This is a genomic window from Burkholderia sp. BCC0397 (assembly GCF_902832865.1).
In the GTDB taxonomy this organism is placed as follows: Bacteria; Pseudomonadota; Gammaproteobacteria; order Burkholderiales; family Burkholderiaceae; genus Burkholderia.
The window spans coordinates 262,122-282,280 of record NZ_CADFDL010000006.1; the positions used below are offsets into that span (position 1 = coordinate 262,122).

The window sequence follows — 20,159 nt, forward strand, 5'->3', positions numbered from 1 at the left end:
GCGAAATTGATTGAAGCGGCGCAACACCGCATCGCGCGAACGTCGGATCGACACGGGAAAGGGCGGTACGTCGGTCCGCTGTTATAACGATGAGACTTGATCGTGCGAGGGCACCGGCCCCACAGCCGCTACCGGAGCCAAGCTGATCGCCCGACCCGGCTGGCCGCGTCTTCGGGGCCCAATTCAATCGATGAGCGGGTCCGGCGCGCCGCGATCGACGACCGGTGGCGCGCGCCGACGGTCGAGTGTTCCCGCGCGACATCCGGCGGGCGGTGCAGCGTGCGTGACTTCCGCACGAATTCCCGCAGCGATCTCAAGCGCGAGCGCATCGAGCGCGTGGCGATGCGCATCGACGAGTGCGTCGTAGCCGGTCGACGCGCCGGACCGAACGATGCTGCGGCACGTCAGTGCCCGTTGCCCGGCCCCGGCGCTCACGCTCCAGGTCGCGTCGAGCAGCACGTGCGACGCCGGCCACGATTCGATTCGCTGGATGTCCACCGCGACCCGGTAGACGGCCGTGCCGTCCGGATAGGCCACGCGGTGAACGTCGATCGCGCCTAGCTCGGACGCGACGCGCGTCGACAGCCCGCCGCGCATTTCGTCGCCGAGCGGCGCGCCCCAGCGCTCCTGCTCCAGGATGTCGGCCCGCTCGGGGCCGCGCTGCACGACGAGCCGGTTGCCGTCCGCCGGCGCCGCGACGTGCACGGCCTGGATGTCGATCAGCCATGCGGGATGCGCGGCGGCATCGTCGCCGGCACCGGTGGGCGCCGCCAGGGTATGGAAGTGCACGGGCGGCGACGTGCACGCGCTCAGCACGGCCAGCGCGACGCACGTCGCGATGCGCGCGGTCATGCGAAGGCGGCGAAACGGGCGCGCGTTCATTGCCGGTCTCCCTTCTTCCCGAACAGCAGCGCTTCGGGATGACGCTCCAGATAGTCGGCGAGCGTGTTCAAAGACTGGAGCGTATGCGTGAGCGACTGCATCGCGTCGTGCACGTCGGACTGCATCGGCGAATTCTGCCGCAACGTGGACTCGGCCGCGTCGAACGTGCGTTGCGCGGCGGCCAGCGTGTCGCGCGCCTGCGGCACGACCTGCTCGTCGAGATGGCCGAACAACTGGTTCGCATGCGCCAGCGCGCCGTTCAGATTGTTGCCGATGCGGTCGAACGGAACCTGGTCGAGCTTGCGCGCGATTTCGGCGATCTGCACCTGGAGTTCATCGAGCGTGTTCGGCACGGTCGGAAGCTCCACCGGCGTGCGGCGCACGTCCACGCTCGCGCGCGGCGCCTTCGGGAACATGTCGAGCGCGACATAAAGCTGACCGGTCAGCAGGCTGCCGGTGCGCAACTGTCCGCGCAGCCCCTGGACCACCAAGTGCTCGAGCAGCTCATGCCCGCCGGCCGAATCCGGCGCGGGGAGCGCCGTGTCGCTGTGCCGGCTCAGTCGCGACGGATACAGCGCCATCGCGACCTTCATGCTGAAATTGTGCGAGTGCTCGTTGTATTCGATGCCGATGTTCGTGACCTGGCCGAGCGCGATGCCACGCAGGTCGACCGGCGCGCCGACGGATAGCCCGCGCAGCGACTGGTCGAAGCGCATGACGACCATCAGCGGCGTGCCGTCCGGATCGCGCATCGCGTCGGCTTCGTCCGGCGCGAGCCGGAACGGTGCGTTGTCGGCGGCCTGCGGCGCGTCTGTCTGCCCGGGCGGAGACTGGAACGCGAGACCGCCGACGACCACCGTCGCGAGCGATTGCGTGTTCAGTTTCAGGCCGTTCGAGTCCAGCCGCAGGTCCACGCCGCTCGCGTGCCACCAGCGCGTATTGGTGCCGACGTACTTGTCGTAGGGGGCGTTGACGAACACCTGCACGTCGACCCCGCTACCGTGCTCGTCGAGCGCGAAGCCGACGACCTGACCGACCTGCAGATGCCGGTAGAACACCGGCGAGCCGATGTCGACCGAGCCGAGCGAGTCGCCGTGCAGCCGATAGCGCCGGCCCTGCTGATCCGCGGTGACGACGGGCGGCGCCTCGAGGCCGGTGAAGCCGGTTTCCTTCTGCGGCGAGCGGCCGAGGTCCGCACCGATGTACGCGCCGGAGAGCAGCGTGCCGAGCCCGGAAATCCCGGTGGCGCCGACGCGCGGCCGAACGACCCAGAAGCGCGTACCGCGGTTCGCGAACCGCGCTGCGTCGCGGGTCAGTTGAATGGCTACGACCACGCGCTTGAAGTCGGGCGTGAGCGTGATGGTCTGGACGGAGCCGATATCGACGTCCTTGAAGCGGACCTTGGTCTTGCCGGCTTCGAGCCCTTCGGCGTTGGCGAATGTGACCGTGATCGTCGGGCCGGTCGCGGCGATGGTCCGGATCACGAGCGACAGCCCGATCAGTGCGCATACGAGCGGCACGATCCAGACGAGCGACGGAATCCAGCGGCTGCGCGGCCGGATCTCGGGTTGAGGTAAATCGAACGGATGCATCGTTTTGGAATTCGAAAGAAATCGGCGGGCCTGCGCCCGTTCAGGATGGACGACGGGCGGCCGCGGGGCGGGACATGCCCGTGCGGGACGTGCCGTCCCAGATGAGCCGCGGATCGAACTGCATCGACGCGCACATGGTGAGCACGACCACGGCGCCGAACGCGAGCGCGCCGGGGCCGGGCGTGATGTCGGCGAACGTGCCGAAATGCACGAGCGCGATCGTCAGTGCGACGACGAACACGTCCAGCATCGACCAGCGGCCCACGCGCTCGACCAGCCGGTGGAGCCGCGTGCGTTCGAGCGGGCGCCATCGCGCGCCGCGATGCGCGGCCAGCGCCTGCAACGCGAGGATCGCGAGCTTGAGCATCGGCACGAGCACGCTGGCGACGAACACGACGACGGCGAGCGCCCAGTCGCCCGACATCCAGAAGTACGCGACGCCGCCGAGGATCGTGTCGTCCTCGGCCCGGCCGAGCGACGTCGCATGCATGACGGGCAGCAGGTTCGCCGGGATGTAGAGCAGGGCGGCGGCGGCGGCCAGCGCGCCGGTGCGCGCGACGCTGCGCGGGCGCCGTGCGTGCAGCGTCGCACCACAACGCGTGCAGCGCTGGCCGCCCGCATGCGCCGGCTGCAAGCGCGCGCAGTGGTGACAGGCGATCAATCCCGCGGCGCGGGCCGTCATGCCCGACGATCGGCCGCCGCCGGTTGCCGGGAGCGCGGCGGGTTGCGTCACGCGGGCTCCGGACGGCCTCGGGTGATCTGCGCCGGCCGGATGCAGCGCGACGAGTTCGTCGCGCGCATCCCACAGGCCGGCCGGCTCGATCGACGACAGGAACGCGAGCATCACGGCGAGGCCGGCGAACGCGAACAGTGCGGGCCCGGCGATCACGTGCGCCAGGCTCGTCATCTTGACGATCGTGATCAGTACGCCGAGCATCAGCACTTCCACCATGCTCCACGGCCGCAACCGCTGAACGCCATGCAGGATCGGCGCGAAGCGCCGGGGCACGCGTCCTGCGCGCAACGGTACGAGCAGGTACAGCCATGCGGCTAGTTCCAGCAGCGGGAACAGTATCGTCGTGCAGAACACGAGCACCGCCACCACCGGCTGGCCGTGCGACCCCAGCGCGCGCACGGCGTCGCCGAGCGTCGCGTGCGACGCGATGCCGGCCGCATCGAGCGCGACGATCGGAAAGGCCTGCGCGACGCAATACGTCAGCAGCGCGGCGAGCGCCATTGCGCACATCCGGTCGAGCGTCCGGCGGCCGTGCGCCGCGCCGCTCACGCGAGCGCCGCATCGCGGGCAGTGTGGAACCAGCGCGCGCAGGCGCGGCGGACGCTGAAGCAGCAGATCGCATTCGTGGCAGGCGATCAGGTTGTCGGGTTTCATCGGGAATCCATCGTGTGGCGTAACGGAAGCTCGGCGCCGCGGCGCGCACGACACGCACGCATCGGGCGTCGAAACCCGGAATCCGCCCGGGGCGGCCGCAAGGCGGCGCGACCGGGCGTCCGGGCACGCATCGACTATTGCCGGGCAGCGACCGTCGCGTGAGCGTCGGGCGGCAGTTCGCCCATGGCCTGCAGCAGCGCGGCCGTATCCGTCATCCGGCGGCTCGCGGCACGCGTCGCATCCAGTTCCGCGCCCAGATAGCGCTGCTCGCTCGCCTGTTGCGCGGACATCGGCACGGCGCCCAGCGTGCGGCGTTGCACCGTTTCGTCGAAAGCCTCGCCCGCCGCGCGTGCCGCGAGTTCGTTCGCGGCCAGCGCTTGCGCGTCGTTGTCCAGCGCCGCCAGCGAATCGGCGACGTCGCCGAACGCGGACAGCACCGCCGCCTTGTACTGCAGCACCGCCGCGTCGTACGAGTCGCGCGTGGCGCGTCGGTGAGCCAGCAGTGCGCCGCCGTGGAAGAGCGGCTGCGACAGTCCGGCGCCGATCGCCCACAGCCCGCCCGCGCCCGACAGCAGCGCGGGCCAGCTGAAGCCGCCGCGCCCCATCGTCGCGGTGAGCGACAGGCTCGGGAACAGCTGCGCGGTCGCCTCGCCGACGTCCGCCGCCGCGGCCCGCACGGCGGCTTCGGCCGCGCGGATGTCGGGGCGCGCCTTCAGCAGGTCGGACGGCACGGCCACGGGCACGTGTTCCGGCAGCGACAGCCCGGCGAAAGCCGGGATCGGCGGCGGCGCGTCGGGCGTGCGGCCGAGCAGGATCGCGAGCGCGTGAACGGCGCTCGCGCGTTGCTGGCGCAGCGGCGGCAGCGACGCGGCAAGCGTCGCGAAAGCTTGCGTCGTCGTCAGCGCCTGCACGTGGGACATCGCGCCGAGCGCGTAACGCTGCTGATCTTCCAGCGCGGAGGCCTCGGCGACGGCGATCAGGCGCTCGGTCAGCATGATCTGGCGGCCGAGCGCGGCTGCGCTGATCGCGGTGCCGACGATGTTGGCCGCCAGCGCGCGCCGAGCCGCTTCGAGTTCGCAACCGCGCACGTCGACACGCGCGGCGCTCGCCGCATTCGCATACCGCGTGGCGCCGAACAGGTCGAACGTGTAATGCGCCTGCAGCTGTCCGACGAATACGTTGTAGCGCAGGTTTTGCGTGCCGGTGCCGGAGATGTCCGGCGTGCGGGTGCGGGCAACCTGTGCGTTCGCATCGAGCGACGGCAGCGTCGATGCACCGATCTGCGCACGCAGTTCCTGCTGCGCGGCGGCGAGCGTTTTCTCCGTCGCGGCGAGTGTCGGATTCGCGCGCAGGCCTTCGTCGACCAGTGCGTCGAGCGCGCTGGAGCGATACAGGCGCCACCATTGCGGAACGGGCGCGGCGCCGACGTCGAATTGCTGCGCGACGCCTTGCGCGGCCACGGTCTGTTGCACTTGCGGCTCGGCGCCGTAGTGCGCGGGCGACGGCATCGCGGGCGGCGTGCCGCTCGGCGCCATCGCGCAGCCGCTGAAGCCCAGCGCCGCGCTCACGGCGAGCACCGAGGTGAGAAGAGGGAATTTCATCAGGAGATCTCCGAGGACGCGACGTTCATTGCGCGCGGCTCGCTCTCGTCGCGGCGCACCTTGAAGCACGTCGCATACAGGGCCGGCAGGAAGAAGATGGTCAGGACCGTCGCGACCGTGATGCCGCCCATCAGCGCGGTCGCCATCGGACCGAAGAAGCCGGAGCGCAACAGCGGGATCAGCGCCAACACGGCGGCGGCAGCGGTCAGCATGATCGGCCTGAAGCGGCGCACGGTCGCGCCGACGATCGCGGCGAAGCGTGGCTGCCCGGCCGCGATGTCCTGGTCGATCTGGTCGACCAGGATCACGGAGTTGCGCATGATGATCCCGAACATCGCGATCACGCCGAGCAGCGCGACGAAGCCGAACGGCTTGCCGAACAGCAGCAGCGCGGCGACCACGCCGATCAGGCCGAGCGGCGCCGTCAGCACGACGATGAAGGTGCGCGAGAAGCGCTTGAGCTGGATCATCAGCAGCGTCAGCACCACGATGATCATCAGCGGCATCTGCGCATTGATCGACGTCTGGCCCTTCACGCTTTCCTCGGCCGCACCGCCGATCTCGATCCGGTAACCGGCCGGCAGCGTCGCGCGCACCGTCGCGAGCGCGGCGTCGATGTCGCGCGTCACGCCGATGCTCGGCGCTTCGCCGCGCACGTCGGCCTGCACGGTGACGGTCGGCTGACGATCGCGTTCCCAGATCACGCCGTATTCGAGCGTGTCGCGCACGTGGCCGATCGTGCCGAGCGGCACCGGGCCGTGCGGCGTCGGGATCGCCAGGCCGGCGAGCTTCGACGGATCGATGCGTTCGCTCTTCGGCGCGCGCAGGTCGACGTCGATGAGCTTGTCGCGCTCGCGATACTGCGTGACGGTATAGCCGGACAGCGTCATCGCGAGAAAACCCGACACGTCTTCCGACGTCGCGCCGAGCTGGCGTGCCTTGATCTGGTCGATCTCGAACGAGACCGACCGCTCGGCCGGTTCATCCCAGTCGAATTGCACGTTGCGGGTGCGGGCGTCGGCGCGGACCTTGTCCGCCACTTTTTCGGCAATGCCGCGCACGGTGGCGATGTCGTCGCCGCTCACCCGGAACTTGATCGGGAAGCCGACGGGCGGCCCGTTCTCGAGCCGCGCGACGCGTGTGCGCACGGTCGGGAAGCGGCTGGCGAGCGTCGCTTCGAGCCAGTGCGACAGCCGGTCGCGCGTCTCGACGTCCTTGGCCGTGATCACGAATTGCGCGAAGTTCGGCTGCTGAAGCTGTTGATCGAGCGGCAGATAGAAACGCGGCGCGCCGGTGCCGACGAAGTCGACGACATGGTCGATTTCAGGCCGGCCGTCGAGCACCTTTTCGAGCCGTTTTGCTTCTCGCAGCGTCGCATCGAACGACGCGCCTTCCGGCAAGCGCATGTCGACGAGCAGTTCGGGCCGCTCCGAATTCGGGAAAAACTGCTGCGGCACGCGCGTGAACGCGGCCATCGCGATCGCGAACAGCGCGGCAGTGACGCCGAGCACCAGCCAGCGGCGCTCGATGCAAGCCGAGATCCAGCCGGACAGCCGGCGGTAGAAGCCCGTGTCGTACACCGCGTCGCCATGCGCGTGACCGTCGCGATGCGCGTGCTCGGGCAGCATGTGGTAGCCGAGCAGCGGCACCAGCACGACGGCCGCGAACCACGACACGATCAGCGCGATCGCCGATACCTCGAAGATCGATCGCGTGTATTCGCCGGTGCTCGATTTCGCGAGCGCGATCGGCAGGAAGCCCGATACCGTGACGAGCGTGCCCGTCAGCATCGGGAACGCTGTGCTCGTGTACGCGAATGCCGCGGCGCGGGTCCGGCTCCACCCTTGCTCGAGCTTCACCGCCATCATCTCGACGGCGATGATCGCATCGTCCACCAGCAGCCCGAGCGCGAGCACCAGCGTGCCGAGCGACACCTTGTCGAGGCCGATGCCGAACGCGTGCATGCACAGTGCCGTCACGGCGAGCACGATCGGAATCGTGATGACGACGACCATGCCGGTGCGCAGGCCGAGCGACACGAGGCTGACGACGAGCACGATCGCGACGGCTTCTCCGACCGCTTCGACGAAGTCGTCCACCGAGTGCTTCACGGCATGCGGCATGCTGGATACCGCCGCCAGCTTCAGACCGGCCGGCAAACCGCGCTGCAGCTCGGCTGCCTTCGCGTCGAGCGCCTTGCCGAGATCGATCACGTCGCCGCCTTTTTGCATCGTGACGCCGATGCCGAGCACCGCATGACCGTTCGTTCGCATCTGCGTGGCCGGCGGATCGTCGTAGCCGCGCGTGACCTTCGCGACGTCGCCGAGCCGGAACGTCCGGCCGTTCACCGTGATCAGCATGTCGGCGAGCGCCTGCGTGTCCTTGAACGCGCCGCTCGGGCGCACGAACACGCGATCGTCCGCCGTCGTGATCGTGCCGACCGGCGCGACCGCGTTTTGCGCATCGATCGCCTGCGCGAGCTGCTGCGGCGTGATCGCGAGCCGCGTCAGCTGCGCGTTCGAGATCTCGACGAACACGTGCTGGGCCGGGTCGCCGAAGTAGTCGACCTTCGCGACGCCCGGCACGCGCAACAGCGCGGTGCGCAGCTTGTCCGCGTAATCGTGCAGTTGCGCGGGCGAGTAGCCGTCGCCTTCGAGCGCATAGACGTTGGTATAGACATCGCCGAATTCGTCGTTGAAGAACGGGCCGACGACGCCCTTCGGCAGGGTCGAGCGGATATCGCCGACCTTCTTGCGCACCTGATACCAGGTTTCCGGCACCTGGTCGACCGGCGCCGAATCCTTCATCGCGAAGAAGATCATCGACTCGCCGGGCCGCGAATAACTCTTGATGTTGTCGACGTACGGCGCGGCCTGGAGCTGGCGGCCGATCCGGTCGGTGACCTGTTCCTGCACCTCGCGCGCCGTGGCGCCCGGCCAGTAGGTCTGGATCACCATGGTGCGGAACGTGAACGGCGGATCCTCCGATTGTGCGAGGCGCGTATAGCCGATCACGCCGAAGATCGTCGCGAGGCCGATCAGGAAGATCACCAGTTGCTGGTGTTTCAGCGCCCATGCGGAGAGATTGAATCCGCCGTCGTCGTACGATGCCGCACCGGTTCGTGCGCGGTTGCCGTCGGTCGACGGCCGGTGTTCAGGCGCATTCATGACGCGAAGTCCTCCGCATGCAGCGGCGGCACGACGCGCACGTGCTGGCCGGCGCTGATCGTATGAACGCCTTGCATCACGACGCGTTCGTCGCCCGCGAGACCCGACGTGACGGTGATCGTCCGTTCGTCGTAGCGTCCGACCGTCACAGGGCGCAGCTCCAGCGTGTCGCTGCCCTTGCGGACGACCCAGACGGCCGGCGCGTCGCCGCGATGAAAGAGCGCGGTGGCCGGCAGCGTGACCGCGTGGTCCGCAGCGGTGTCGGCGGCGCCGTCGAACGTGATGCTGGCGGTCATCCCGGAGCGCACGTCCGGCCCCGGCGCGAGCAGCGTCAGCTTCACGCGCCAGGTACGGCTCTGCGGATCGGCGGCCGCCGCGACTTCGCGCACGCGTGCGTCGAGCACCTTGCCGGGTAGTGCGGTCAGGTTGACGTGCGCGGTGCGGCCGACCGCGAGATCGCGCAGGTCGCGCTCCGCGACGTCGCAGACGATGTCGAGGTCGCCGCTCCAGTCCAGATGAAACACCGCCTGGCCGGGCTGCACGTTCTGCCCGGTATCGGCATCCTCCGACGTGATGACGCCGTCGTGATCCGCGACCAGCGTCGCGTAGCGCAGCTGATCGCTCGCGAGCGCCATTTGCGCGAGCGCGGAATCGCGTTGCGCGACCGCCGATGCATACGCGTCCTGTGTCGTCTCGAGTTGCGCGGGTGCGATCAGGTTGGCCTGAGCCTGGGCCCGGTCGCGATCCAACTGCTGCTTCGCATAGGCCACGCGATGCTCGGCGGCATCGAGCTGGGCGCGCGCGTTCAGCAGCGTGTTGCGCAGATCCGCCGGATCGAGCGTCGCAACGGTCTGGCCGGCCTTGACGGTGTCGCCGATCCGCACGCGCCGCTCGACGATCTTGCCGCCGACCCGAAACGACAGCGGCGTCGAATAGCGCGCCTGAACCTGTGCGGGCAGCACGCGCTGCGCTGCGCCGTCGGCCGCATGAACGGCCAGCGCGACCACGGGTTGCGGTTCGGGCGCAGCGGCTTCGTGCGAATGGCAGGCCGTGAGGAGAATCGCACAGCACGCGAACGCGATCGGGGCTCGCCGAACCGGCGGTGCGATGCGTGTCAGAAACGGGCGCGTTGAAGTCCGCGCGTCAAGACCGGGTGATTTCACGATGTTTCCAAGACAAATGAGGGGTCAACTTAAAAGAGTTTGGCGACCACGGCGGGTCGCCACGGTTCATGCAGGCGTGTGCGAGCGTCTTCGCGACGGTGCGCCTGATGATCAATCAGTACTCCGATATTCATGGCGCAGACCATTCCGCTTGCCAACATGGCGCGGCTCGCCCCCTGCGATGGCCGCGCCTGTACCTGCACGGTCGTCCGCACGTCGCCAAGGTTGCCGGCGGGAGTCGGACCCAGGGTGCGGACCGGAACCGGTTCTGCGATTTTCGAGATTAGACTCATAACTGATAACGTTGTCAAGTATGAGTGAGTAATCTAGAATTGCGCCATGCAGAAGAATCTTTCGGACAACGGAGGCGCGCTCATGGACGACACACCGGCCCGGCGCGGCCGCGCGAACGCGTCAGCGGGCGAAGCGGAGCAGCGCCAGCCGCGCGGCGCGCGGCGCAAACAGGTGACGCGTATGCGCTTGCTGCAGGCGGCGTTCAGCCTGATGGCGACAAAGGGCAGGGACAACGTGGCGATCAGCGAAATCACCGAGGCGGCGGATGTGGGGTTCGGCTCGTTTTACTACCACTTCGAATCGAAGGACGGCATCTTCGCCGCGCTGACGGAGTGGGTGTTCGACGATTTCGCGGACGGGCTCGAGCGGCTGGCGAGCGGATTATCGGATCCGGCCGAGGTCGTTTCCGTCTGCGTGCGTCACACGCTGATGCGCGCGCGCCGCGAGCGGCTTTGGGGACGGTTTCTGATGCGGGAGGGTTTTTCGGCGCGCGCGCTCGACCACGGGCTGGGCCGGCGTTTGCGGCGGGACAGCGAGCGCGGAATCGCGGCACGCCGCTTCGTGGTCGATGATCCGTTCATGAGCGTGCTCGCGATGACGGGGACGATCCTGGCGGCGATCGCGGCAGAGTGCTACGCGGCCGACGCGGCTGCGGGCGAGGTGAGGAAGCCGGTGGGAGACGAGGGCCAGCTACCCGAGCGGGCCGCGGCAATGGTATTGCAGACGCTCGGCCTGACGCGCACCGAGGCAAAGGACGTGGCGAACCGACCATTGCCGCCCGGCGACTTCACCGCTGTGGAGAGCAGTTGACGGTTGGTTGCCGCCGACGCAGGCCCGGGCGATCCAGTTGGGCAACGAAGGTGGTACCACTATCAGAACCTGTCCGCATTTTTGTGGGCGAGGCGGTTGAACAGCGGGTTATCCACGCGCCTGCATAAATCGCTCGCCGAACAGGATAGCAAACTGGTTCATTGCTGATTTCCAGTCGAAGGCAGCGCGTACCGTCTTGGCCAGCACGTTGCGCAGCGCCAGCCAGAGCAGCTTGATGGCCGCCTCGTCGTTCGGGAAGTGACCACGGGTCTTGATGATCTTGCGCAACTGCATGTTCAAACTTTCTATGGCGTTCGTGGTGTACACGACCCGTCGAATCTCCGGCGGAAACACGTAGAACGGCACGACGTGCTCCCACGCGCGTTGCCACGACTGCACGATCGTCGGGTACTTCGCGCCCCACGGTCCGTCGGCGAAGTCTTGCAGCGCTTGCCTTGCCGCCTCTTCGCTGGCGGCGGCGTAGATCGGGCGCAGCGCGGCGGCGAGCACCTTACGGTCCTTGTAGCTGGCGTATTCGAGGCTGTTGCGGATCAGATGCGTATGCATCACGGGACCGGCAATGCCCGCCTCGTGTGCGCAAAGTGTGGCGTACTCGGCCGACACTTCTCACTTGGCGGCGTCGCTATCAGGAAACTGGCGAAGGAGGCCCCCGTCTCAAGACGTCTCATGACCTCCGCACACTAAAATTCTGACATGCTCCGCGCGACTCGCTCGCCAGCCTCGCTATTCGTTTTGGCTTACTGAGCAGCAGAAGTCCTTCGCCGGAAAACATCGCCTTGTCTGAGATAGCTTTGGGTGCAACCTGAACTTTTCCGTGGTGCCACGTGAGGCCAAGCGCGATGTAACACGCGAGTGTTCTTCAAACGGAATCGACATGCCTTCTTGCCAGTCCCCCATCGCGTCCTGAATTCAGTGCGGCCGTTGCCCGTTACCGACAAGCAACTCGTTTCTGTGTTGGACCTTGGCTAGTACGGCCTCTGAGCGGCGTTGAGCGTCGCGGGCTCCCTCCGTCTCCAGCATGAGGCGCCTCTGCATTCCCCCGGGAGTCACGAGGGTGCCCTGTCGACTTCCGCACTCGGCGTTGCGTCTCGCTCGGCGTGTTCCGCACACAGCGCCTCGGGAACGCTCGCACTAGCACCTGCGATTCGGTGATCGACCCCAATCGTTCGGGCGCTGTTCAGTCGGTGTTTTCCCTAATTTGTTCACCTTGATTGTAGGCCGTCACGCCGCTAATATTTGGCCATGGATACGTTATTTATGGGCCATGAATACGTAATGTTGACAGGGATAATTTGAAAGGATAGCGGCCGCTTCGCATGTTGGCGCCGCAACCTTGTCGCACGCTCCAGACCGATCTTCGCGGCGAAATCGAAGCGTTCATGACCGTCGAGGATCGGTATTTTCCGAGCTGCTATCCGTCTAGGACGGCAGTGGGTGTGGCCCAGTTGGCCGGTCCCGGTCTGCGCGTCGAGATCAGGATGGTGGCTGAGTCCGGCGCGGCCACCGAGTAGAGATGAAATTACGAGGAGATCCGATCCTCACGGTCGTGGATCACGCGCTTGAGTTCAGGTACGTGGCCACGAGCTGGATGGCGATCATGCGGAAGCCTGCGCTGCGACCTGGTGCACTTATCGGGCGTTGAGCATGTGCGTGGTTCCCATCAGGACAGATCGGACATCGTCACCCGATGTATTGCAAACGTTGTGGTCAAAAAGGAAGGAGGAAATTTCCATGCAAGTGACAGAGCAAATGAAGCAAGACTTGGCGCGTGACGGTGCCATCGTCGTCCGAGGTCTGTTCTCACCGGAGCGGCTCAAGCGGATGCGGGAGGCTTTCGACTACGGGATCGCCCACCCGAGCCCGTTGCACGGCTTCGCCTATGAAGGGACGCCCTACGAGACCTTTAACGACTACGGCAATTTCGAGAACCGCGATGTGCACGTCGCGACGGTCAAGGAATTGGCACTCGATGAATTCGTGGCGTCTCTGTGGGACACCGAGCACCTGTGGTTTGTCGGAGAAGAACTGTTTATCAAGAAGGGCGGCAACGCCGGCCGGTCGCCTTGGCACCAGGACAACTCGTACATGCCGGTGAGCGGGCCGCAGATGCTCAACATCTGGACCAGCTTCGAAAAGATTCCCCGGTATAACGCACTCGAATTCGTCCGCGGTTCCCACGCCGGCGTTCAGTACAACGGCACTTCCTACAACGATGCGAATGACCACACCGCGCCGCTGTGGATCGATAGCGAGTGGCCCCGGCTCCCCGATATCGAGGCCGACCGCGCCAAGGACCCCGCGTCGTGGGATGTCTTTACCTGGGATCTGGAGCCAGGCGATGCGCTGGTGTTTCATTCCGGCATGCTGCACGGCGGCGCTCCAGTGACCCCGGATTGCCCCGATCGCCACACGCTGGTCTACCGGTTCTACGGCGACAAGGTGTATTACCGGCCTCTGCCGACTACCGGGTGCAACTTCCCTTACGACATCAGTGAGCTCAACGATCCGTCGCTGGAACCAGGCGAACCGTACCGGTCGCCTTCTTGCACGCAGTTGCGATGACCGACGAGACATCGAAATTGGCGCGGCGGTTATTTTTTCGATGCCGCCTTGTCGTTTCCTCCGGCGTCTTTTGATGCCGTGTTCGCACGGCATTCAAATTTTCTCTGCTAAGGCGCGGTCGTTGCGTACCTCGACCGGAGGGGGCATGAAGGCTGCTGCCTCCCTTCTTCAATCGGCGCTCCAGCATGTGTGGCGAGGTGCCGAGAAATTTCGCCAGGTCTTCCAGTTTTGGTTGACTACTCGCGCGCTAGCGCGTGTTCTTCGTTTCCCTAAACAAACTTCTTAAGCGTGGTTCAGTCGGTGTTTCCCCTATCTCCGCCATCTTGATTGTGGGCCGCATCACCGCTAATATTTGGCCACATAGACATTATTTTTAGGCCGGTGTAACGTAGTTCTGGCGAGGTTTGAAAAGGCTGATGGTTTGGAAGGGCAGGGGGCGCTCTACATAGTCCAGCAGCAACCATTGCCACACGCTCGTGCCCTTCTTTGCGACGACGCGATCTTCAAACCGCAGCCGAATACAGTCATTTGGGATACGGCACTGCTGGCGCTCTGTTTCTTGACGGGATTTCACATTGAAAGCCGGCGATCCGTTACGCACATCCTGTTTCCGTCCATTCATCTGAGTAGAGAGGTTCGCATCATGTCAGTGACCGCCAAGCGTCAATCGATTGTTCCGCCTCCGTTCCAGCCGTGGTACGACGCGTATCACTTCTCACCAGCCACGCGCGTTGGCGACACGATCTGGGTATCGGGCCAGGTCGGTCTCGATGCGCAGATGCAACCGGCCGGCGGCATAGAGGGGCAAGGTTCGCGGCGATTTCTGGAAGCATCGCAACGAGAAACCGCTGTACTCGATCGATGCCGCGAACGTCGACAAGTATGCGGACAAGCTGTCGCCCGGCCAGATCGCGCTGATCAAGCAGAAGAAGGGCTACCGGATGGATGTTTATCCGCCCCATCGCGAATGCCAGTTGCCGGACGCCGCCGAGCAGAACTCGAAGGCGAACCTCACCGCCGCGAAGCTCAATTCGAGCGGCGAGAGCCTCGCGTCGGCCGTATTGCCGGGCGTGCCGTTCCCGCAGCCGAAGAGCGGCGTCGAAGCGATTCTGAACTACGAGATGCGCTATCGCGGCGAAGGTGTCGAATGGGCGCAAGTCGTGACGTCTGTGTCGCCGCGACCGGGCAGCAGCGAATGGATCGACGCGGTCGGTCCACAGACGTTCTATTTCCCGTCCGGCAAGCTCGGCAAGCATTCGCCGCAGGACGTGGACCAGCTGAGCACGGCCATATACTTCCAGATGAATTCGCCGGCCGCGCTGGCCGGCCAGGCCTTCGTGCAGCGCCAGTACTTCGACAAGGCATCGGAGACGTACTACTACTTCCCGGGCCAGCGCCGCGTACGGCGCATGCCGGCCTATACGCACGACGCGCCACTGATCGGTTTCGAGAATCAGTACTTGATCGACGAAAGCAACATGATCAACGGCGCGCTCGACCGCTTCAACTGGAAGCTGGTCGGCAAGAAGGACATGCTCGTCCCGTACAACGCGTTCGGCATGTACAAGTTCAAGAGCAAGCTGCACGACGTCGCGACGCCCGACGGCGTCGCGGCTGCGAACCGGCGCTATGAGACCCACCGCGTGTGGGTGGTGGAGGCGACGCTGAAGCCGAGCGCGCGGCACGTCGCGTCGAAGAAGGTGTTCTATCTCGACGAGGATAGCTGGCTCGCGCTGGTGGGCGAGGACTACGACGCGCAGGGCAAGCTGTGGAAGGTGCGGGAAAGCTACCCGATTCCGGTCTGGGAGCTCGGCGGCACCTGCGACAACGAACCGTTTGCGCAGTACGACATGATCAACGGCCGCTACGTGCTCGATGCGTCGTCAATCGGGCAGGGCAAGGACCTCCACTGGCTCGAGCAGGCCGACGATCCGCGCTTCAAGTCGGATTTCTACACGGCGGAATCGCTGCGCTCGGTCAGCGAACGCTGACGGCAGCAGGCTGACGGATAAAAGGACCGGCGCGCGCAACGATCGTGCGCCGGCATCGAACAGGGGCGGAGGTGGATCATGGAACCGGCAAGATTGTTCAGGAATGCTACCGTATCGGTGGCGATGGCGGGTGCCGCGACGTCGAGCGCGTACGCGTATGACTTCACGTTGAACGGCGGGGCCCTGCAAGGCTCGTGGGTGTCGAACCTGACGGCTGGCGCGGGCATCCGGACCAAAAATCCGAGCTGCTCGCTCACGGGCGACCCGAACGCCTTCGGCTGCGGCGCGGCCGCGAACACCAACCAGTGGGGCTACGCGGACAACGGTGACCTGAACTACCGCAAGGGCCAGCCGTTCAGCACCTACATCAGCGCGACCAGCGAGCTGCTGCTGAAGATGCCGAGCGAAGGGCTGAAGTTCATGGTGCGCGGCACGGGCATGTACGACTTCATGGCCAAGAACACGAACCGCACGCCGTTGTCGAGCACCGCGGCCGCGCAGGTCGTCTACAACGCGCAGTTGCTCGATCTGTGGGCGCAGAAGGATTTCACGATCGGCGGGCGCAACGCGCACGTGCGGCTCGGCAACCAGGTGATCAACTGGGGCGAGAGCATGTTCGCGCAGAGCGGCATCAACGCGACGAACTCGATCGACGTGCAGAAGCTGCTGATCCCCGGCTCACAGCTCAAGCAGGCGCTGCTGCCGGCGCCGATGGTGAGCCTGGCGGCCGACCTGTCGCACGGGTTCAGCACCGAGGCCTACTACCAGTTCCAGTGGAATGGCAACCGCTATCCGCCGGTCGGCTCGTACTGGTCGGTGACGAACGGTTTCGGCCGCGGTGCCGAGCCGTTCACGATCAACACGAATAACCTGAACGTGATCGGCCCGAGCGCGGGCACGATCGCCAACGCGATCGGCGGACCGGGCGCGGCCGGCAACCAGGACACGCTCAACGCGATCAAGAACGGGCTCGTGAACGGCACCTACGCCGGGCCGCCGTTCAACGACATCGGGCTGCCGTCGGTCACGAACCTGCCGGCGAAATACCGGCCGCAGTTCGGCGTGAAATTCAACTACTCGCCGCGCTCGTTCGACGCGAACTTCGCGTTCTACTACCTGAACTACACCGACAAGTCACCGGTGCTCGCGTCGCTCGCGAACGGCAACGTGCAATGGTCGTATCCCGGCCGGCGCCAGCTGTTCGGCGTCAGCGCGAACTTCGGGCTGGGTCCTTGGGCGATCGGCACCGAACTGTCGTACCGGCCGCGCGATGCGGTCGCGCTGTCGAGCTGCTACGGCGCGGGCGGCCCGCTCGACCTGAACACGAACGGCGTGGTTGGCCTGGACTGCCCGCAATGGGTCGACAAGAAGAAGTTCCAGTACGACATCAACGGACTGCTGGCACTCACGCGCAGCGAGTACCCGTTCCTGAAGCTGCTCGGCGCCGATTCGGCCGCGCTGACGTGGGAGCTGACGTGGATCTACTACCCGGGGCTGAGGTCAAGCGGCGTGACGCGCACGATCGACGGGCAGACAGTCACGCAGGTGCCGCAGACCGGCTACTTGCCGTGGCTGAACAACGGGTCGGCGGCCGGCTATCCGATCGGGATGAGCCAGGGCACATCGAGCTCGGTCGGCGCGACGATCGACTTCAACTGGACCTATGACGGCACGCTGATTCCCGGCTGGCAGGTCACGCCGGGCGCGACGTTCTCGACCGGCCTGTACGGCTACACGCCGACCTTCACCGCGAACTACATGCAGGGTGCGAAGTCGCTGAACGTCTACGTGCTGTTCAACCAGAACCCGCCGAACTGGCAGGCCGGCATCAATTTCACCGCATTCTGGGGCGGTCACAACACGGTCGGGCAGCCCTACGCAGACCGGAATTTCGTCGGGCTGTTCGTCACCCGGAATTTCTGACGGTGATGCGCTTACGGGCGGCGCGCGCGGTGCGCCGCCGCCAATCATGAAGGGGTAACGTCGTGCTCAATCGTCTGGTCAGTCGCCTGGAAAGGTTCTTTTTCGGTCATCGCGCGATCGTGCTCGCGGCGATCGCGTTGTTCACCGTCGCGATGGCCGTGTTCGCCGTGCAACTGCGCATGGATGCCGGTTTCGAAAAGCAGATGCCGATCGGGCACGAGTACATCCGCACGTTCCAGCAATACCGGAACGACCTGCTCGGCGCGAACCGGATCACGGTAGTGGTGCGCGCAAAGCATGGGTCGATCTGGTCGAAGCCGGGGCTGACGCGGCTGTATGACGTCACGCAGGCCGTCACGTACCTGCCGAACGTCGACCGGATCGGCGTGCGCTCGTTGTGGACGCCGAACGCGTTCGTCAACGAGGTGACCGAGGAAGGGTTTCGCGCGGAGCCGATCATTCCCGGCACCATCACGCCCGACCAGTTGACACCGGATCGCGTGCAGGGCATTCGCCGCGCAACGACGCTCGGCGGCTACGTCGGCACGCTCGTGTCGCACGGCGAGGACAGCGCGATGATCACGGCCGAGCTGAACGAGCGCGACAGCGCCGGCAAGGTGCTCGACTACGTCGCGTTCAATCACCTGCTCGAAGACAAGATCCGCAAGCCGTTCGAGGATGCCGGCTACGAGATCCAGGTCATCGGCTTCGCGAAACAGATCGGCGATATCGCCGACGGCGCGACGGCCGTGCTCGGCTTCTGCGCGGTCGCGCTGCTGCTGACCACGCTCGCGGTGTACTGGTACTGCCATTCGGTGCGCTTCACGGTGCTGCTGGTCGCGTGCTCGCTCACGTCGCTCGTATGGCAGTTCGGCACCTTGAAGCTGCTCGGCTTCGGCCTCGATCCGCTCGCGGTGCTGGTGCCGTTCCTCGTGTTCGCGATCGGCGTGTCGCATGGCGTGCAGCAGGTGAACTTCATCGTCCGCGAGATCGCGCACGGGCAGAGTTCGTTCGATGCGGCGCGCCACAGCTTCAGCGGCCTGCTGATCCCCGGCGTGCTCGCGCTGATCACCGCGTTCGTGTCGTTCATCACGCTGTTGCTGATCCCGATCCCGATGGTGCGCGAGCTGGCGATCACCGCGTCGCTCGGCGTCGCGTACAAGATCGTGACGAACCTGATCCTGCTGCCCGTCGCGGCATCGTGCTTCAACTTCACGAAAACCTATGCGGACGCTTCACTGAAGCGCGCGCAGCAGCGTGCGAAGCCGCTGCGCGTGCTCGCCCGCGTGGCGGAGCCGAAGTACGCAGGCGTCACCGTCGCGCTGACGGTGGCGATCTTCGCGCTCGCCGCATGGCAAAGCCGCGATCGCGTGATCGGCACGCTGCAGCCGGGCGCGCCGGAGCTGCGCGCGGATGCGCGCTTCAACCGCGACGCGACGTCGATCGCCGGCAACTACGACATGGGCCTCGACTGGCTGACGGTGGCGATCGAATCGAACGGCAAGGCCTGCGACAACCCGGCGGTCGGGCTGTACGAGGACGACTTCTCGGCCGCGATGAAGACCGAGCCGGGCGTCGTGTCGGTGCAGTCGTACTCGGCGATGCTGCGTACCTACAACCAGGGCTACAACGAGGATTACCCGAAGATGAACGTCGTGCCGATCGCTGGCGAGAACTACGGCGCGGTGTCGGTGGACGTATCGCGCGTGAAGGGTTTCATGAGCCGCGACTGCGGGATGACGGCCGTGCACCTGTTCCTGACCGATCACAAGGCGACGACGATCAACCGCATCCTCGACGACGTGAAGCAATACCGTGCGTCGCATCCGTTCCCCGGCGTCACGGTGCGGCTGGCCGCCGGCAACGCGGGCGTGCTCGCCGCGACGAACGACGAGGTCGAGAAGAGCGAGCTGCCGATGATGCTCTACGTGTATGCGGCGATCCTGGTGCTCGTGTTCCTCGCCTATCGGGACTGGCGCGCGATGCTCGCCTGTTGCGTGCCGCTGTCGGTCGCGACCTTCATCGGCTACTGGTTCATGAAGGAGCTGCAGATCGGGCTGACGGTCGCGACGTTGCCGGTGATGGTGCTGGCGGTGGGCATCGGCGTCGATTACGCGTTCTACATCTACAACCGGCTGCAGGTGCATCTCGCGGGCGGGCAGGACATCGTGAAGGCGGTGCAGCACGCGATGCTCGAAGTGGGCGTGGCCACGATCTTCACCGCGATCACGCTGGCGATCGGCGTCGCGACGTGGAGCTTCTCGGCGCTCAAGTTCCAGGCCGACATGGGCAAGCTGCTCGCGTTCATGTTCATCGTGAACCTGGTGATGGCGATGACCGCGCTGCCCGCGCTCGCGTCGCTGCTCGAACGCTGGTTCCCGCGTCGCAAGCCTGCCCGCGCGCCGGGCCTGTTCAGTCACTGACGCGCACGAACATTCCGACGGAGATTCAGCCATGGTCAAGACTCTCGCTGCCTGCGCCGCACTTTGCATCGTGGCGGTTGCCTTCCCGCGATTTCATGAAGCAAGCGCTGACGGGAACGCGCCGGCTCATGCGCCCGCGACCGATGCCGGGCGCGTCGATAAGCGTCACGCCACGGTCGCCGAACCGGTCGCCGTACCGGGACTCGCTCCATCGTCGAACGACGGCAACGCCGGGTGGCAGGCGGCGGCCGGGCAGGGGACCGACAAGCCATCGATCGTTGCGCTCGACGCAGCGACTGCCGGCTGGTCGCATCTGTTCAATCACTGATGCATGAGCACA

12 protein-coding genes and 3 pseudogenes are annotated in these 20,159 nt (G+C 66.0%); 8 read left to right on the plus strand and 7 right to left on the minus strand.

What is annotated here, in order from left to right:
* Window positions 1–183: 183 nt before the first annotated feature.
* The 6 genes from HWX03_RS20665 to HWX03_RS20690 form a co-directional block, all read right to left on the minus strand.
* A complete protein-coding gene (locus HWX03_RS20665) occupies window positions 184–882 on the minus strand; it encodes a PqiC family protein (RefSeq protein WP_175872487.1) in 699 nt (232 codons plus the stop codon).
* On the minus strand, window positions 879–2,474 hold the full coding sequence (locus HWX03_RS20670) for an MlaD family protein (protein WP_175872488.1): 1,596 nt from the start codon (window positions 2,472–2,474) through the stop codon (window positions 879–881). The genes HWX03_RS20665 and HWX03_RS20670 overlap by 4 nt, the downstream gene beginning before the upstream one ends.
* Window positions 2,475–2,514: 40 nt before the next feature.
* Complete coding sequence (locus HWX03_RS20675; RefSeq protein ID WP_175872489.1) at window positions 2,515–3,864, minus strand: PqiA/YebS family transporter subunit; 1,350 nt, start codon at window positions 3,862–3,864, stop codon at window positions 2,515–2,517.
* Window positions 3,865–3,998: 134 nt separating this feature from the next.
* Window positions 3,999–5,465 carry an efflux transporter outer membrane subunit gene (locus tag HWX03_RS20680; RefSeq protein WP_175872490.1) on the minus strand — a complete coding sequence of 489 codons (1,467 nt, stop codon included), beginning with the start codon at window positions 5,463–5,465 and terminating at the stop codon, window positions 3,999–4,001.
* Window positions 5,465–8,632: an efflux RND transporter permease subunit gene (locus HWX03_RS20685; protein ID WP_175872491.1), complete on the minus strand. Its 3,168-nt coding sequence runs from the start codon at window positions 8,630–8,632 to the stop codon at window positions 5,465–5,467. The genes HWX03_RS20680 and HWX03_RS20685 overlap by 1 nt, the downstream gene beginning before the upstream one ends.
* The gene (locus HWX03_RS20690; RefSeq protein ID WP_347879530.1) at window positions 8,629–9,639 is read right to left on the minus strand and encodes an efflux RND transporter periplasmic adaptor subunit; all 1,011 of its coding nucleotides are present in this window, start codon (window positions 9,637–9,639) and stop codon (window positions 8,629–8,631) included. Before HWX03_RS20690 ends, HWX03_RS20685 begins: the two co-directional genes overlap by 4 nt.
* A 531-nt stretch (window positions 9,640–10,170) precedes the next feature.
* On the opposite strand from HWX03_RS20690, the gene HWX03_RS20695 reads away from it, so the two are divergent.
* Entirely contained in the window at window positions 10,171–10,899 is a 729-nt protein-coding gene (locus HWX03_RS20695) for a TetR/AcrR family transcriptional regulator (RefSeq protein WP_244132731.1), read from the plus strand.
* A 108-nt stretch (window positions 10,900–11,007) separates the two neighbouring features.
* Here the strand turns inward: HWX03_RS20695 and HWX03_RS20700 are convergent.
* Window positions 11,008–11,457: pseudogene (locus HWX03_RS20700) on the minus strand (transposase); the annotation flags it as partial.
* 842 nt (window positions 11,458–12,299) lie between these two features.
* On the opposite strand from HWX03_RS20700, the gene HWX03_RS37355 reads away from it, so the two are divergent.
* The 7 genes and pseudogenes from HWX03_RS37355 to HWX03_RS20725 all read left to right on the plus strand — a co-directional run bounded on the left by HWX03_RS37355 (window position 12,300) and on the right by HWX03_RS20725 (window position 20,147).
* On the plus strand, window positions 12,300–12,431 hold the full coding sequence (locus tag HWX03_RS37355; protein WP_347879531.1) for a hypothetical protein: 132 nt from the start codon (window positions 12,300–12,302) through the stop codon (window positions 12,429–12,431).
* A gap of 220 nt (window positions 12,432–12,651) precedes the next feature.
* Window positions 12,652–13,482 carry a phytanoyl-CoA dioxygenase family protein gene (locus HWX03_RS20705; RefSeq protein ID WP_175872492.1) on the plus strand — a complete coding sequence of 277 codons (831 nt, stop codon included), beginning with the start codon at window positions 12,652–12,654 and terminating at the stop codon, window positions 13,480–13,482.
* 643 nt (window positions 13,483–14,125) lie between these two features.
* A pseudogene (locus HWX03_RS36975) lies at window positions 14,126–14,284 on the plus strand (RidA family protein); the annotation flags it as partial.
* Between the two features lies 1 nt (window position 14,285).
* Window positions 14,286–15,473 (plus strand): annotated as a pseudogene (locus tag HWX03_RS20710) (DUF1329 domain-containing protein); the annotation flags it as partial.
* A 78-nt stretch (window positions 15,474–15,551) separates the two neighbouring features.
* Complete coding sequence (locus tag HWX03_RS20715) at window positions 15,552–17,396, plus strand: DUF1302 domain-containing protein (RefSeq protein ID WP_175872493.1); 1,845 nt, start codon at window positions 15,552–15,554, stop codon at window positions 17,394–17,396.
* Window positions 17,397–17,458: 62 nt separating this feature from the next.
* The gene (locus tag HWX03_RS20720; RefSeq protein ID WP_175872494.1) at window positions 17,459–19,819 is read left to right on the plus strand and encodes an efflux RND transporter permease subunit; all 2,361 of its coding nucleotides are present in this window, start codon (window positions 17,459–17,461) and stop codon (window positions 19,817–19,819) included.
* 31 nt (window positions 19,820–19,850) lie between these two features.
* Complete coding sequence (locus HWX03_RS20725; RefSeq protein WP_175872495.1) at window positions 19,851–20,147, plus strand: hypothetical protein; 297 nt, start codon at window positions 19,851–19,853, stop codon at window positions 20,145–20,147.
* Window positions 20,148–20,159: the final 12 nt, after the last annotated feature.

Bases quoted from the DNA above. Each gene is read 5' to 3' on its own strand.
- HWX03_RS20680 (WP_175872490.1), bottom strand. From the start codon at position 5,465: ATGAAATTCCCTCTTCTCACCTCGGTGCTCGCCGTGAGCGCGGCGCTG.
- HWX03_RS20705 (WP_175872492.1), top strand. From the start codon at position 12,652: ATGCAAGTGACAGAGCAAATGAAGCAAGACTTGGCGCGTGACGGTGCC.
- HWX03_RS20695 (WP_244132731.1), top strand. From the start codon at position 10,171: ATGGACGACACACCGGCCCGGCGCGGCCGCGCGAACGCGTCAGCGGGC.
- HWX03_RS20665 (WP_175872487.1), bottom strand. From the start codon at position 882: ATGAACGCGCGCCCGTTTCGCCGCCTTCGCATGACCGCGCGCATCGCG.
- HWX03_RS20675 (WP_175872489.1), bottom strand. From the start codon at position 3,864: ATGAAACCCGACAACCTGATCGCCTGCCACGAATGCGATCTGCTGCTT.
- HWX03_RS20670 (WP_175872488.1), bottom strand. From the start codon at position 2,474: ATGCATCCGTTCGATTTACCTCAACCCGAGATCCGGCCGCGCAGCCGC.
- HWX03_RS20715 (WP_175872493.1), top strand. From the start codon at position 15,552: ATGGAACCGGCAAGATTGTTCAGGAATGCTACCGTATCGGTGGCGATG.
- HWX03_RS37355 (WP_347879531.1), top strand. From the start codon at position 12,300: ATGACCGTCGAGGATCGGTATTTTCCGAGCTGCTATCCGTCTAGGACG.
- HWX03_RS20725 (WP_175872495.1), top strand. From the start codon at position 19,851: ATGGTCAAGACTCTCGCTGCCTGCGCCGCACTTTGCATCGTGGCGGTT.
- HWX03_RS20685 (WP_175872491.1), bottom strand. From the start codon at position 8,632: ATGAATGCGCCTGAACACCGGCCGTCGACCGACGGCAACCGCGCACGA.